Raw genomic sequence first — 13,115 nt, 5'->3', positions numbered from 1 at the left:
GAGACTGCCCGTGTCACGCTGATGCTCGGCTGCACCCGCTTTCGGGCTCATGCAGAACGGCACGACCACGTCCAGCATCCTTAGCGCGATAAAGCGCTGCGTCAGCCTCCTTCATCGCCCGGTCGAGGCCCTCCTCCATATTGACGAAGGAGATCCCGATGCTCGCACCCACATTCGCTGGTCCCACATCGGTATTATAGGGCATACTCATGGCGCGGATCATTCTGCTGGCCGTGCGAACCGCCTCCTGAGCGTGGTGTGAAGGCGCAAGAATGAGAAATTCATCCCCCCCGAGGCGGCAGATGGCCGCGCCTGGTTCGGTAGCCTCCAGGCGTTTCGCAACCTGGCGCAGCAGGTCGTCGCCTGCCCCGTGGCCAAGGCGGTCATTGACCTGCTTGAAGCCATCCAGATCGAGATAGAAAAGAGCGAGCAATTGCTGTTTCGCCATCATGTGCTGCGCCCGTTCGTGCAGACCACGCCTGTTCAATACCCCTGTCAGCGGATCGAGCAGCGCCTGACGACGGCTTTCCAACTCCGATGAAATTGCCTGTACGGATGTCGCCAGTTGCTGACGCATCATCCAATCGACGATTCCGCAGAATATGACGCCCTGCAACAGAATGACGGGCAGGAACTCGGGATGAGAAATGCCAAAGGAAATCTTGAAGCCTAGATCGATAACGATCACCTGCGCTAACCCCATGCGAGGCGTGACATAATTACGGGATATGATCCCGGCGCAGCAGCCAAGAGCACTGGCAACAGACAGGACGATCATCGCCGTGTCATCGCCGATACCTATCATCATCGTGTTGAGGCCGACCATCAGGGCCCACAGAAGACCTGTCAGGATCACGACATCAGAGGCGAAAGTCTTCATGATCTTCAATCTGGGGGCCGCCACCCGCAGCGAGAGGCCCAGAATGTCGATCAACGCGAATAGCAGGAAAATTCTGTTGCCTGAGCGGAAAAACGCAATCACTGCAACGAAGGCGGAATTCAGCGATGCAAAAATCACGGGTACGGTGGATGAGGCCAAAGCCGCGTATAGCCGCATGCGCACGTCAACAGGCACATCTGCGCCCATTTCAGTCAACCACAACAAAAATCTTGATCGAGGCTTCTCTAGCGTGGTCAAACCGCTCAGTTGCATCAGCTTTCTCCGTCCAGAGCGTACAGCCTAGCGTAGAGAGTTTCAAAAATCCTTATTAAGCTATTTAAATTTAACACACTCGCAGTAAGGAAAGTATAGAGTTTCCGTAGAATATGTATCGCGACGGAACAACCCGATATTCTGATAGTTAATCACGACCTTGCAAAGAACATATGTGGCCCAAAATGAGCAAGGCCACCTGCATTTTCTTGAACAAGCGTGACAGCAGGCTCCTTTAGCGCAAGAAGCCTGCAACCTTTGATCATCAGAAGAGACCCTCTATATAGCCTTCCTCGCTCAGCATAATTCTCTCGGCCGATGGCGAGCGCGGCAATCCGGGCATGGTGCGGATTTCGCCGGTAATTGCCACCACGAATCCGGCACCTGCCGATAGCCTGACCTCGCGAACCGGAAGGACATGATCGGTGGGCGCTCCGAGGAGGCTGGGATCAGCAGAGAATGAATACTGCGTCTTGGCAATGCAAACCGGCAGGTGGCCATAGCCTTGCGCCTCGAAAGCGGCCAGCTGGTCCAGCACTGCTTTCTCAGCCACCACGCTGCTCGCGCGATAGATCTCCTTTGCCACGACGTCGATCTTGCCCATCAGCGGCATGTCGTCGGCGTAAAGCGGTTGGAAGTTTGCCTCGCCCCGGTCTGCAAGATCGGCAACCTTGCGGGCAAGCCCCTCAATACCAGCAGAACCTTCAGCCCAGTGGCGGCAGAGAACGGCCTCAACACCGAGCGTCCGCGCATAGGCTTGCAGAGCCTCAACCTCCGCCGCCGTATCGGTGGAAAAATGATTAACGGCAACAATAACCGGTACACCGAACTTGCGAATGTTTTCGACATGGCGCCCGAGATTGACGCTGCCACGCAACAATGCCTCGACGTTTTCTGCAGCAAGATCGGCTTTTGCCACGCCGCCATTCATCTTCAGGGCACGGACAGTAGCAACGAGAACAGCCGCCGCTGGCTTCAGCCCGGCTTTGCGACACTTGATGTCGAAAAATTTTTCTGCCCCGAGGTCGGCTCCGAAGCCCGCCTCCGTCACCACATAATCGGCCAGCTTGAGTGCAGTCCTTGTCGCCACGACAGAATTGCAGCCATGTGCGATATTGGCGAAGGGGCCGCCATGCACCAGAGCCGGATTGTTCTCCAGCGTCTGCACCAGATTGGGCTGCATGGCATCCTTCAAAAGCACAGCCATGGCACCGTCTGCCTTTAGGTCGCGTGCAAAGACTGGCGAATGATCCCGCCGATAGCCGACGACAATGGAGCCGAGGCGCGCTTCAAGATCGGCAAGGTCTCTCGCAAGGCAAAGGATGGCCATAATCTCCGATGCAACCGTAATGTCGAAGCCGCTCTCGCGCGGGAAACCGTTGGAAACACCGCCGAGCGGCCCGACAAATTGACGAAGCGCACGGTCGTTCATGTCCATCACGCGGCGCCAGGTAATGCGACGCAGATCGAAATCCAGCGCATTGCCCCAATAGATGTGGTTATCGATCATCGCTGCCAGCAGATTATGCGCAGAGGTGATGGCATGGAAATCACCGGTAAAGTGAAGGTTGATGTCCTCCATGGGCACGACCTGCGCGTAGCCGCCACCAGCGGCCCCGCCCTTCACTCCGAAACATGGACCGAGCGAGGGTTCGCGCAAGCAAATCATTGCGCGCTTCCCGATACGGTTAAGCCCGTCACCCAGCCCCACGGTGGTCGTCGTCTTCCCCTCACCTGCCGGGGTGGGGTTGATCGCGGTCACCAGGATAAGCTTGCCATCGCCTCTGACCTCAAGGCTCTCAATGAAACCGGGCGACAGTTTCGCCTTGTCGTGTCCGTAGGGAACAAGATCAGCCGCCGGGACGCCAAGCGCCTGGCCAATTTCCAGCACGGATTTCTTGCGTGCGTTGCGGGCAATGCTGATGTCCGAGGGAATGCTCACCTGAAACCTCCAGAGCGACGGAAAGACAATGCTGCATAGCGCATTGAGACAGGCACGGAAATGGCTTCCGCCACCTTCTCCCGCACCGCAAAATAAAGAAAAAGAAATATTACCGTCGGCACAATAACGCGTTAGAAATATAACATATTAAAACACCTTCTTCCTGGCACACGTTCGGGTGGCGACCTTCTTGACGCGCCACCCCCAGAATCCTTAATAAATGGTTAACGTGCAAGTTTGCGAATCGAGCATGGAGGAAGTGTTCAACGGCAGCACATTCAGGGCCTAGTTCCGGCAGATTCGTGAACGTCGGCTTTACTTTACCCCTGCAGAACCTCTATTAGGCCAGAGCAGTTGCGTCAAAACAATACAACGGCCGTCGGCAAATCTCGCCAAAACGTAAGGCTCTCATTAGTATAGATGTGCAAATACGAAAATAACATTGGCAATGGACGTGCCTTGAGATATATTGCGTGTAACGAAATAAGGCGCGAACTTTTATCGGAAGAATATGATAACGCTTGAACGGCATTCGCTACTTAGCAGGGAGATTTCCAGCGCAGAATCTCGCGCCGCAATCTTGGCCGCCGTTGCAAAACTACCCAAACAATTTGGTTTTCGTTATTTCGCACTTATGAGCGCCCCCGCAGCGACGGACTCCCTGATCGACCCTCTGATCATAGATGGCAATCTGCCGCGCGCTTATGTGCGAGAGTTCGATCGACTTCGCCTTTTGAATGCCTGCCCTATCGTACCTCTTCTGAAAAACATGGCGCTTCCACTGTGCTGGAGTTTCGATCCGCAATATGACGATGGCTGGCCCCTGGACTTTCCGGAGCCGATGCGACGGCTTTCCAAAGCGCACGGCATGTCCACAGGCGTTGCCATGCCGCTTCAATCATCGGACGGAAGCGGCTTCATGATCAGGCTCGACGGCGATCGCCCGCTGCTCACCCTGCCTGAACTGAATGAAGTGGGAATGCTGATGCTGCAGAGCTTCCGGGTTTTTGACCGGGTTCGCCGCCTGGATCCACAAAAAAAATGCATCCTCACCGCGCGTGAGCTTGAAGTACTGCGCTGGACCTCACAGGGAAAAACTTCTTCGGAAATCGCGGAAATCCTGTCTTTGTCCGATCACACTGTTAATGCTTACCTCAACAAGGCAATCAAGAAACTAGATTGCGTGAATCGAACCCAACTGGTAGCGAAAGCCATTAGGCTGCGTCTGATCACTTAATGGTTTGAGGCGCGCCCTGTGCCTCAAGAGGGTTCAATCGCTGTGCCGCAATCAGGTTCATCACAAGAGCGGATTAGCAGACTTCATGACTTTGGCATTTCGGCTGAAGAAGTTTTTGGCATCCTGACGACGTTTAATCCGGTCGGGTTATGGCGCCAGGATCTGGATAGCGGTCACACCTTTTGTGACGCCACGTACAGCCGCCTCTATGGCCTGAAGCCGACGGACGGGCCGATCAATCTGATGGAATATTCAGAACGCATCCATCCTGACGATTTGAGCGCCGTGATGGAAAGCGACGAAGTGGCTTGCCTGCATCCGATGGCGTTCCAGAAGATTCACCGGATCTCCGCCGACAAGAAGCCGCCTTACCGCTATGTCTGCTCGATTGGCCGCTTCCGGGAAAAGCCGGGCACCAGCGGAGAGATTGTCGGCATTGCCTTTGAAGTTCATCCACACCGCTGCGATTTCCGTTATCAGACAGACAGTACCGTACGCGGCTGAGTGAAGAAGCCGAGGCCCCGCCTGCTGCGGCAGAGCCTCGCCTGATGGGCCTTATCGATCGAGAACCGAGCGGATTTCGACGAGATTGGAGCGGGTCCGCAATGTATAAAATCCAATTGTTGCCAGATGTGATGGCATGATGATTCCATCCTCAGCGCCGTTCGAGATAATCAGCGGACGAATGCGCAGGGCGGATCGAAACTGTTGCAGCGTATCGTTCCACAACGAGGTCAGGTTGCGCTCCTGCAGCACCTGATGGAAGTCGGCGCCAGCTGCCGACATGATGGCGTAATAGCCATAGAGCTGACCATAGGCGAACCAGAAACGGTCATCCGCACGCGTATCGAACCATCCACCGTTATAATTCTCGGACCGCTCGCGCAGAATGGCGGATGTGGAGCCAAGATCATTGGCAATCCGGTCGAGAAACTGCACCAGATTGTCTGCCCGCGTATCGAAAACCGCCTGGCAGTTCGCCAGATCCAGATTGAACTTTCGCAGGCTTCCGATGGCCGCACGGTAATAGCTGGGCGTCGGGGTTTTGAAGCCGAATGGCTGAAGGCCGAAATACCAGGAAAACTCATCGAATTGCAGGTTGCCACGTGCATCCTGCAGATCGCCGTTGATCCCGGATGTGCCACGCACGCGCCCCAGCGTATCCACCAGTTCAACGGCGGTGCGTCGCACAGTCTGGTTAACTCCGCGCTGGAACGCAGCCTTGTTGTCGAGGAAAGGCGTCCTGTCCCAATCGAGACCGAACAGCCCCAGCCGGTAGAGCAGCATGGATGAAATCCAGGCGTTCTGATTGACATTCGTGTCCGTCAGATCGGCCGCCACCTCCACAATTCCGGAGGTCTGGCAGCGATTGGCCACAGATGTCACGATCTGCCCATTCGCCGATGGCTGGGTTGATGTGTTATCGCTGAGCGCAGGAGAACTCTCTGGCGCAGGCAGAGGCTGACCTGCGGCAAGTTTGCGCTCGGCAAAGCCGTAGCGATCCACGAAGTTCGGGTCGAAGCCGCGCCAGACCTGGGTTTGCCAGATGAAATATCCGTAGAGAGCCACCAGCAACACAGCCAGCGCAGCAACCGGCAGCTTGATCAGAAGGTTGCGCTGGCTGTACCAGCCATGCGCCGCCAGAAACGGCCAGACCAGCCAGGCCGTCAACAATCGCAAGCCCTGTTTCAGAGCAGTGCCCAATGAGCGGAAGAAGACGGCGATGGCATCCATTCGGTCAGGTTTCCTTATGCGGTGAAATTTCAGCCTCAGGTAATCATCCACCGGCCACTTGTCGAGATTGCGCGGCCCGCCGCTGGAACGCTTCATCCAGATGAAGCTTGCGCTGGGCAAGACAGCCCGCCGAAAGCAGTCCCCGGTCGGCCCTGTCGAACAGCGCTTTCAGCCTTGGTGACTGGTTTGCCAGAGTGTGAAGATCCGGCCATTCCAGCCCATGAAGAAGAAGGATCCTCTCTTCCGCATCCACCCTCAGCTTGTTGAGAAACACGTTCGTCGTCGCCGTCATGCCAATCAAGGCATCGACAAAATCCTCCAGCGCTTCAATACGCGCCATCAGAAGGCGGGTATCGGCATCGGGCTGAGCAGAGATCGCAACAGCATTCAGCTTCGCCATTTGCGCAGTCACGCAGGCCTCGCTACGGGACAGCTGACCTGCGACAAGATCCTGGTGATCTTCCAGGCAAGCGACGAGATCATGGCTTTCGCCAATCAGCCTGACCAGGCGACTGGCGGCCTGATCTTCAAGCGAACGGGACCTGTGCGCAGGCGCCTTGCGAAAAAGACCAAACAGGTTGAACAGCCCCGGGCTTGCTTCGGATGGCCGGCGTTGAAGAGGAGCCGTTGCCGCCGAGGTATCCCGCTCAAGAAGCGCGATATGCCGTGCCAGAAGGCTTTCCAGCTGCCGCGCCTCAAGCAGGACTTCATCAACACCCCCGGCATGGGCTTCCCTGAGCTGCCAGGCCGCATCCTCGGAAACGGGTTCCTGTGTCTCGGGCGCAGAACATAGTGCATCGGCCAGCTCGTTCAGGTTCGCCTGCAACTGAGCCAGCCGCTCTGCAATCCCGTTGCTATCCCGGATTATGTCACCCTGTCCCACCGTCTTGCCTCCGGTATCAGCGAGAGGCCGCAAAGTCCTCTCCTGACACCATTGCTATAGACAAGCCAAATGAAGGGCAATTGAAAGCTTCAGAGACCGAGCGCTGCGATCTCGGCGTCCAGACGCTCTCGTGTCTTCTTGGGCAGCTTCGCCGCCTTGATGGCCTCCAGATTGGCCGGCGTTCCATCGCCAGCAACGACCAGAGCCACCATGCCCATGCCCCAGTGCGGTGAGCACTTGATGACATAGGCGCCCTCTTTCTCGATCGTGACGACCAGTTCCTGGTTCATCTTGCCAACCGCTTCTGCCGCGCCTGCCGGCACCATATCCTTCACGGTCGCCGCGTCATGTCCCTTATCCGTCGGAACGAAGCGAACCGTATCACCGACAGCCACTTTCAGCGAGGATGGTTCGAAAACCATAGCCTCGCCATTGCTGCCCTTGTTCAGCATCTTGACCTCATGGTCGGCAGCGCTGGCAACGCCAGCGGCGAGCGAAATGGCAAAGGTGGCGCCAAGAGCGAGAACAGCCTTGCAGAATCTCATCTTACTTCTCCTTGAGCGGGGCAAACGTCCTTGTTCCCCGTCATTCAGCAAGCGGTTGGTAGCATTGGGGGAGGACGGCGCCTTGACCGGGATCAAAACACAATTCTGCCACAATGTCGCAAAAACCACCTCAAGCATGCCGCGGACAGGCCAGCTTGCGAGCGCGTTCCATTTATTGATAATGGCCGGGGAACCTTAAAAAACGGAGCATCAACCATGCACGCAAAAACCTCGCTGAAACTATCGCTGGTGGCTGGTCTCGTTCTGGCCGCTACGGGCCAGGCGCTGGCTGCCGATCCCGCAAGCTGTAGCTCCGTTCGCTTCTCGGACGTTGGCTGGACAGATATCACAGCGACAACCGCCACTGCCGCGGTTGTTCTCGAAGCCTTGGGTTACAAGCCGCAGATACAGGTGCTCTCGGTTCCGGTCACCTACCAGTCCCTGAAGAACAAGGACATCGATGTCTTCCTCGGCAATTGGATGCCCACCCAGGAAAATGATGTTCGTCCATTCCTCACCGACAAGTCTGTCGAGTCCTTCGGCCCCAATCTCGTTGGCGCGAAATATACGCTTGCCACCAATGCCAAGGGCGCGGAACTGGGCATCAAGGACTTCAAGGATATTGCCAAGCACAGCAAGGAGCTGGGCGGCAAGATCTATGGCATCGAGCCGGGCAATGATGGCAACCGCCTGATCCTGGACATGATCGCCAAGGACCAGTTCGGTCTCAAGTCTTTCGAAGTGGTCGAATCGTCCGAGCAGGGCATGCTGGCACAGGTGTCACGCGCAGACCGCGCCGGTGAGCCGGTCGTTTTTCTCGGCTGGGAACCCCATCCGATGAACGCCAACTACAAGCTGACCTACCTCACCGGCGGTGACGAGGTTTTCGGTGCCGACTTCGGTGGCGCGAGCGTCTTCACCAATGTGCGCGCCGGCTATACGTCCGAATGCCCGAATGCCGGAAAATTCATCACAAATCTGAAGTTCACGCTGCCCATGGAAAACGAAATCATGGGCAAGATCCTGAATGACGGACAGGAGCCGCAGGCTGCCGCCAAAGCATGGCTGAAGGCCAATCCCAAGGCTGTAGAACCATGGCTTGCCGGCGTTACCACGCTGGACGGCAAGGACGCCTTGCCAGCCGTGAAGGCCAAGCTCGGTCTTTGATCATCTCTTGATGACGGCGCTGCGACCCGTTGTGGTAAGCGCAGCGCCGCAAGCCGGGCCATCATTCGCCCCGCGGGATGAATACTCCTTGTGAGGGTTTCTCCCTAAGCCCTCGATGACCCGTCAGTTCTGGAAACTTCGCATGGGACGTTTATCCCGTAGCGTTCTAACTCGGGTGTTACGCATCGTGCATGCGTTGGGCCCTTTCATCGTGACACATCAAACACGGGAAGAAGCCTTTGGAATTTATTACCGAATCCAAAATCCCCATTGGCATGTGGGCCAAGTGGTTCGTCGATTGGCTCACCTTGAGCGGGGCCAGCTTCTTTAACTGGCTATCCTTCATCCTCTCGCACGTTATCGGTGCGCTTCTCTTCGTTCTTCAATGGCCGCATCCGCTTGCGGTCGTGGCCGGGATAACCGCCCTCTCCTTCTACATGCGGCGCTCCCTCGGCCTGGCACTCTTCACAGCCCTCGGCCTGCTTCTCATCATCAATCAGGGATACTGGAAAGAAACCACCGAAACACTGGCGCTGGTGCTGGCTGCAACGGCGGTCAGCATGGCTATCGGCGTACCGCTCGGCATTGCGGCCGCCAGGCGGCCATGGCTTTACGGTTTCATGCGACCCGTGCTGGATCTGATGCAGACGATACCCACTTTCGTCTACCTCATTCCGGCACTGATCCTGTTCGGTCTGGGCATGGTGCCGGGATTGATCGCCACGGTCATCTTCGCCATTGCAGCACCCATCCGCCTCACCCGCCTGGGCATTGTGTCCACACCTTCCTCCCTGACAGAAGCAGCCGTGGCCTTTGGCGCAACGCCTGGCCAGGTGCTGCGGAAGGTCGAACTGCCTTTCGCCATGCCGCAGATCATGGCAGGGCTCACGCAGACAATCATGCTCTCGCTTTCCATGGTGGTCATTTCAGCGCTGGTCGGGGCCAACGGCCTTGGCGTGCCGGTGGTACGCGCCCTCAATACGGTCAATGTGGCGCGTGGTTTCGAAGCGGGCCTCTGTATCGTGATCCTCGCGATCATTCTTGATCGCATGTTCCGTTCCGATAGCGAGGGAGAGGCCTGATGAGTGACGCTATCACCTTTGGCGAAGTCGATATCATCTTCGGCAACAGTCCGGCCCAGGCGCTCGCGCTCATGGATAAAGGGCATAACCGCGATGAGATTGCAGCCAGCACCGGGCAGGTGCTGGGTGTCTCCAAGGCTTCCCTCAGCATTCGCGAGGGCGAGATCCTGGTCCTGATGGGACTTTCCGGCTCCGGAAAATCCACTCTGCTGCGCGCGGTCAACGGATTGGCACCGGTGGTGCGCGGAAGCGTTTCCGTCAGGACAGATGGCGGCAGTATCGATCCCTACAACTGTTCGCCCAAGGCCCTGCGGGCGCTGCGCATGAACACCGTCTCAATGGTATTCCAGCAATTCGGCCTTCTGCCCTGGCGCACCGTGGCGGAAAATGTCGGCTTTGGCCTGGAACTGGCGGGGCTGCCCGAACCGGAGCGAAAGCAGCGGGTTGCGGAACAACTGCAACTGGTCAACCTGTCGAAATGGGCAGATCGCAAAGTGGGGGAACTGTCAGGCGGCATGCAGCAGCGGGTTGGCCTCGCCCGTGCCTTTGCCACAGGCGCTCCGATCCTGCTGATGGACGAGCCCTTTTCCGCGCTCGATCCGCTGATCCGTACACGCCTGCAGGACGAACTTCTGGAGTTCCAGAGCAGGCTTAAGAAGACGATCCTGTTCGTCAGTCACGATCTGGATGAAGCCTTCCGCATTGGCAACCGGATTGCCATCATGGAGAGCGGCTGCATCATCCAATGTGGCACCCCTCAGGAGATCGTGCGGGCACCGGCAGACCAATATGTGGCGGATTTCGTGCAGAACATGAACCCGATCAGCATGCTGACCGCCAGCGATGTCATGCGCCCGGGCACACAGTCGCAGGCCGCGCATCAACCGGTTACGGCAACCGCGAAACCGCTGACGCCTCTTGTCGATATTCTCGATGCCATGGCACGCCAGCCCGGCGTGATCGGCGTGGTTGACAATGGCGAAGTGCTCGGCATCATCGGCCCCGACGACATCATTGCCGGGCTGACCCGGCATCGGCGGAAGGACAGCTGATCCATGCCTGACAAGACGTCAGTCATACGTCCGACCGACGAGCAGGCGCGCCTCCTGGCGCGTCAGCTCCTCCAATCGGCGCGCTATGTCTCCTTGGCCGTGCTTGATCCCGAAACTGGCTGGCCAAGCGTCAGCAGAGTATTGGTTGCCCTTGATCCGTCAGGGGTTCCCTTCATTCTGGTGTCAACGCTTGCCGCCCACACGCGCAGTCTGCTGGCCGATCCGCGCTGTTCTTTCATGGCAGGCGAACCCGGCAAAGGCGATCCGCTGGCTCATGCCCGCATCACCGTCATGGCTCTGGCAGAAAAAGTCGCTCAGGACGCACCGGAACGGCCGCAACTGCGCGACATCTTTCTGGGGCATCATCCAAAATCTGCCCTCTACATCGATTTTCCCGACTTCAGCTTCATGCGAATCATACCCCAACGAGCATCCCTGAATGGGGGTTTTGGGCGCGCCTTCAACCTTGATGCTGCAGATCTTTGCGCCCCGGTCGCGTAAGCGCGCCAGCACGGGGCCGAGATTTTTTCCAACTGGTCAAATTTCTAAATGTTTTTGTTCAAATCATCGCGTAGACGAATATTTAGATTTACCTCACAGAAGCACAACCAAAAGGTGCACTCATTTTCGCCTATTATTGCGTGCGTCTATGCTAACGGACACATTTGTAACGATAATTTCCCTTCTTCAAGCGATTGAAAGACAAAACAAAGCGGTAGCAACGCCTATTTCACGCTTACTAGCAGGTGTACAGCGTATACGTAGAATTTAGGGATATACAATCACCACAAGGACTTGGTAGATTAGCGTTACATTGTTACCGAGAAATCGGAGCAAGGTTTTTAGGGGAAGACTTGAGGGAAGATTAATGACATCACTGACCGAGCATTCCGCAGCGGCCGCCAACCTGCTGTCCGCCATGGCAAATCCCAAGCGACTGATGATTCTGTGCTGCCTGGTCAAGGGCGAGGTTGCCGTCGGCGCGCTCGCTACCAAGGTCGGACTAAGCCAATCAGCACTCTCACAACATCTTTCTAAGCTGCGCGCCCAGAAACTGGTCAATACCCGCCGCGATGCGCAGACCATTTATTACTCCAGCTCTGCCGAGTCCGTTATGAAGGTTCTGCAGACGCTTGAGTCTCTTTATTGCGAAGAAGAAGCGACGAAGAACGCCGCCTGATTTTTTTATTTTTGCGCAATGACAGCGCTGACATAATCCATAACTGGTGCCGCCTGCGCAGTTTTTCTGCATCCAACACAGGCGGCACGCTTTTTTTAGCCAAATCACATACTCAAGGTAAATCCGCTTTCAAAGCCACCCGCGGCGTTTGAAGTAAAGAAAAGGCAGGGCTGCCGATAGTATCATCAGCACGACCGCCCAAGGATAGCCAAGTTGCCATCTAAGCTCAGGCATGCCCTCGAAGTTCATGCCGTAGACCGAAGCAACCAGAGTGGGTGGAAGAAACACCACCGACGCGACGGTGAAAATCTTGATGATCTGGTTCTGCTCAAGGTTGATAAGGCCAAGGGTGGCATCCAGCAGAAAATTGATCTTTCCCGACAGGAATGCGGCATGATCGCCAAGGGATGACGCATCGCGCTGCAACAGCTTGATCATCTGGCGCGTTTCCTTGGTGAGCTTGCGGCTCGGGGTTTCGAGTGCCGCATGATAGGCAACGAGGCGCGAAATGCTGACAAGGCTCTCACGAGCGCTGCTGAGAAAATCGCCTTTCTGACCGAGTTGATCGATCAGCGCCTGAAGGTCACGCTCCTTCTCGTTGGCCTTTGCTTTCTTGCCGCGAAAGACCTCGCGCGAAATGGCGTCGATCTCGTTGCCCATCCGCTCAAGCACATCCGCGAGCCGGTCGATGACCGCTTCGATAAGCCCCAGCATGATATCCTCGCCGGAGGTATAGCTTTGGCCATTGCCGCGCATGGAGCGACCGGCAAACATCAGAAACGGCTTGGCTTCGGCATAACGAAGCGTCACCAGTTCATTGCCTTTGAGGATGAAGGTAATTGGCGTCTTTACCGGCTCATCGCCATCCAGGTTGGTCAACCCGGTCATGGTCATGAACTCAGCGCCGTCTTCCTGATAGAGCCGGGCGGAGAGCTCGATCTCCTCCATCTCGTCACGCGTCGGAAGCGAAATGGCAAGGCTTGCTTCCACATGGGCAGCCTCGGCGGCGTTCGGCTTGAGGAGATCGTACCAGACGGCCTTGTCAGTGGTGTCGTTTGAATGATCGCGAAGCGCAAGGCGATCGGTATCACGCTCGTAAATACGCAGCATGGGCTGGCTCCTTCACAGGCTGTCTGCCTG

The 13,115-nt window shown here is 56.7% G+C and carries 13 protein-coding genes; 7 read left to right on the top strand and 6 right to left on the bottom strand.

All coding sequences use genetic code 11. The features are described 5' to 3' along the window. Positions 1 to 13 precede the first annotated feature (13 nt). Complete coding sequence (locus tag ACFSE1_RS11560; protein WP_377401074.1) at positions 14 to 1,087, bottom strand: GGDEF domain-containing protein; 1,074 nt, start codon at positions 1,085 to 1,087, stop codon at positions 14 to 16. A gap of 331 nt (positions 1,088 to 1,418) precedes the next feature. Next, positions 1,419 to 3,095, bottom strand: a complete 1,677-nt coding sequence (locus ACFSE1_RS11555) for a formate--tetrahydrofolate ligase (RefSeq protein ID WP_377401071.1) — start codon at positions 3,093 to 3,095, stop codon at positions 1,419 to 1,421. Between the two features lie 511 nt (positions 3,096 to 3,606). On the opposite strand from ACFSE1_RS11555, the gene ACFSE1_RS11550 reads away from it, so the two are divergent. Further along, positions 3,607 to 4,332 carry a helix-turn-helix transcriptional regulator gene (locus ACFSE1_RS11550; RefSeq protein WP_377401068.1) on the top strand — a complete coding sequence of 242 codons (726 nt, stop codon included), beginning with the start codon at positions 3,607 to 3,609 and terminating at the stop codon, positions 4,330 to 4,332. A 42-nt stretch (positions 4,333 to 4,374) separates the two neighbouring features. Continuing rightward, a complete protein-coding gene (locus ACFSE1_RS11545) occupies positions 4,375 to 4,836 on the top strand; it encodes a hypothetical protein (protein ID WP_377401065.1) in 462 nt (153 codons plus the stop codon). A gap of 51 nt (positions 4,837 to 4,887) precedes the next feature. Here ACFSE1_RS11545 and ACFSE1_RS11540 read toward each other — a convergent pair whose 3' ends face one another. Genes ACFSE1_RS11540 through ACFSE1_RS11530 form a run of 3 tightly spaced genes read right to left on the bottom strand, consistent with a single transcriptional unit; the run spans position 4,888 to position 7,494 of the window. Then, a complete protein-coding gene (locus ACFSE1_RS11540) occupies positions 4,888 to 6,066 on the bottom strand; it encodes a DUF2333 family protein (RefSeq protein ID WP_377401061.1) in 1,179 nt (392 codons plus the stop codon). A 43-nt stretch (positions 6,067 to 6,109) separates the two neighbouring features. Further along, positions 6,110 to 6,982 carry a hypothetical protein gene (locus ACFSE1_RS11535; RefSeq protein ID WP_377401058.1) on the bottom strand — a complete coding sequence of 291 codons (873 nt, stop codon included), beginning with the start codon at positions 6,980 to 6,982 and terminating at the stop codon, positions 6,110 to 6,112. A 56-nt stretch (positions 6,983 to 7,038) separates the two neighbouring features. Next, a complete protein-coding gene (locus ACFSE1_RS11530; protein ID WP_377401055.1) occupies positions 7,039 to 7,494 on the bottom strand; it encodes a pseudoazurin in 456 nt (151 codons plus the stop codon). Between the two features lie 216 nt (positions 7,495 to 7,710). Here ACFSE1_RS11530 and ACFSE1_RS11525 point away from each other — a divergent pair, with 216 nt between their 5' ends. From ACFSE1_RS11525 to ACFSE1_RS11505, 5 genes are all read left to right on the top strand, one after another. Beyond that, on the top strand, positions 7,711 to 8,661 hold the full coding sequence (locus ACFSE1_RS11525) for a choline ABC transporter substrate-binding protein (RefSeq protein ID WP_377401052.1): 951 nt from the start codon (positions 7,711 to 7,713) through the stop codon (positions 8,659 to 8,661). Positions 8,662 to 8,900: 239 nt separating this feature from the next. Next, positions 8,901 to 9,743, top strand: a complete 843-nt coding sequence (gene choW, locus ACFSE1_RS11520) for a choline ABC transporter permease subunit (RefSeq protein WP_377401049.1) — start codon at positions 8,901 to 8,903, stop codon at positions 9,741 to 9,743. Beyond that, a complete protein-coding gene (gene choV, locus ACFSE1_RS11515) occupies positions 9,743 to 10,795 on the top strand; it encodes a choline ABC transporter ATP-binding protein (protein ID WP_377401046.1) in 1,053 nt (350 codons plus the stop codon). The genes choW and choV overlap by 1 nt, the downstream gene beginning before the upstream one ends. A 3-nt stretch (positions 10,796 to 10,798) precedes the next feature. Next, positions 10,799 to 11,296, top strand: coding sequence for a HugZ family pyridoxamine 5'-phosphate oxidase (locus tag ACFSE1_RS11510; protein ID WP_377401043.1), 498 nt, complete (start codon positions 10,799 to 10,801; stop codon positions 11,294 to 11,296). Between the two features lie 367 nt (positions 11,297 to 11,663). Then, entirely contained in the window at positions 11,664 to 11,975 is a 312-nt protein-coding gene (locus tag ACFSE1_RS11505; protein ID WP_377401040.1) for an ArsR/SmtB family transcription factor, read from the top strand. 129 nt (positions 11,976 to 12,104) lie between these two features. Here ACFSE1_RS11505 and ACFSE1_RS11500 read toward each other — a convergent pair whose 3' ends face one another. Next, positions 12,105 to 13,085 carry a magnesium transporter CorA family protein gene (locus ACFSE1_RS11500; RefSeq protein WP_377401036.1) on the bottom strand — a complete coding sequence of 327 codons (981 nt, stop codon included), beginning with the start codon at positions 13,083 to 13,085 and terminating at the stop codon, positions 12,105 to 12,107. Positions 13,086 to 13,115 lie beyond the last annotated feature (30 nt).

The sequence above is a fragment of the Affinirhizobium helianthi genome, from assembly GCF_042680945.1.
GTDB lineage: Bacteria > Pseudomonadota > Alphaproteobacteria > Rhizobiales > Rhizobiaceae > Neorhizobium > Neorhizobium helianthi.
This window is presented reverse-complemented; position numbering and strand designations above follow the sequence as displayed.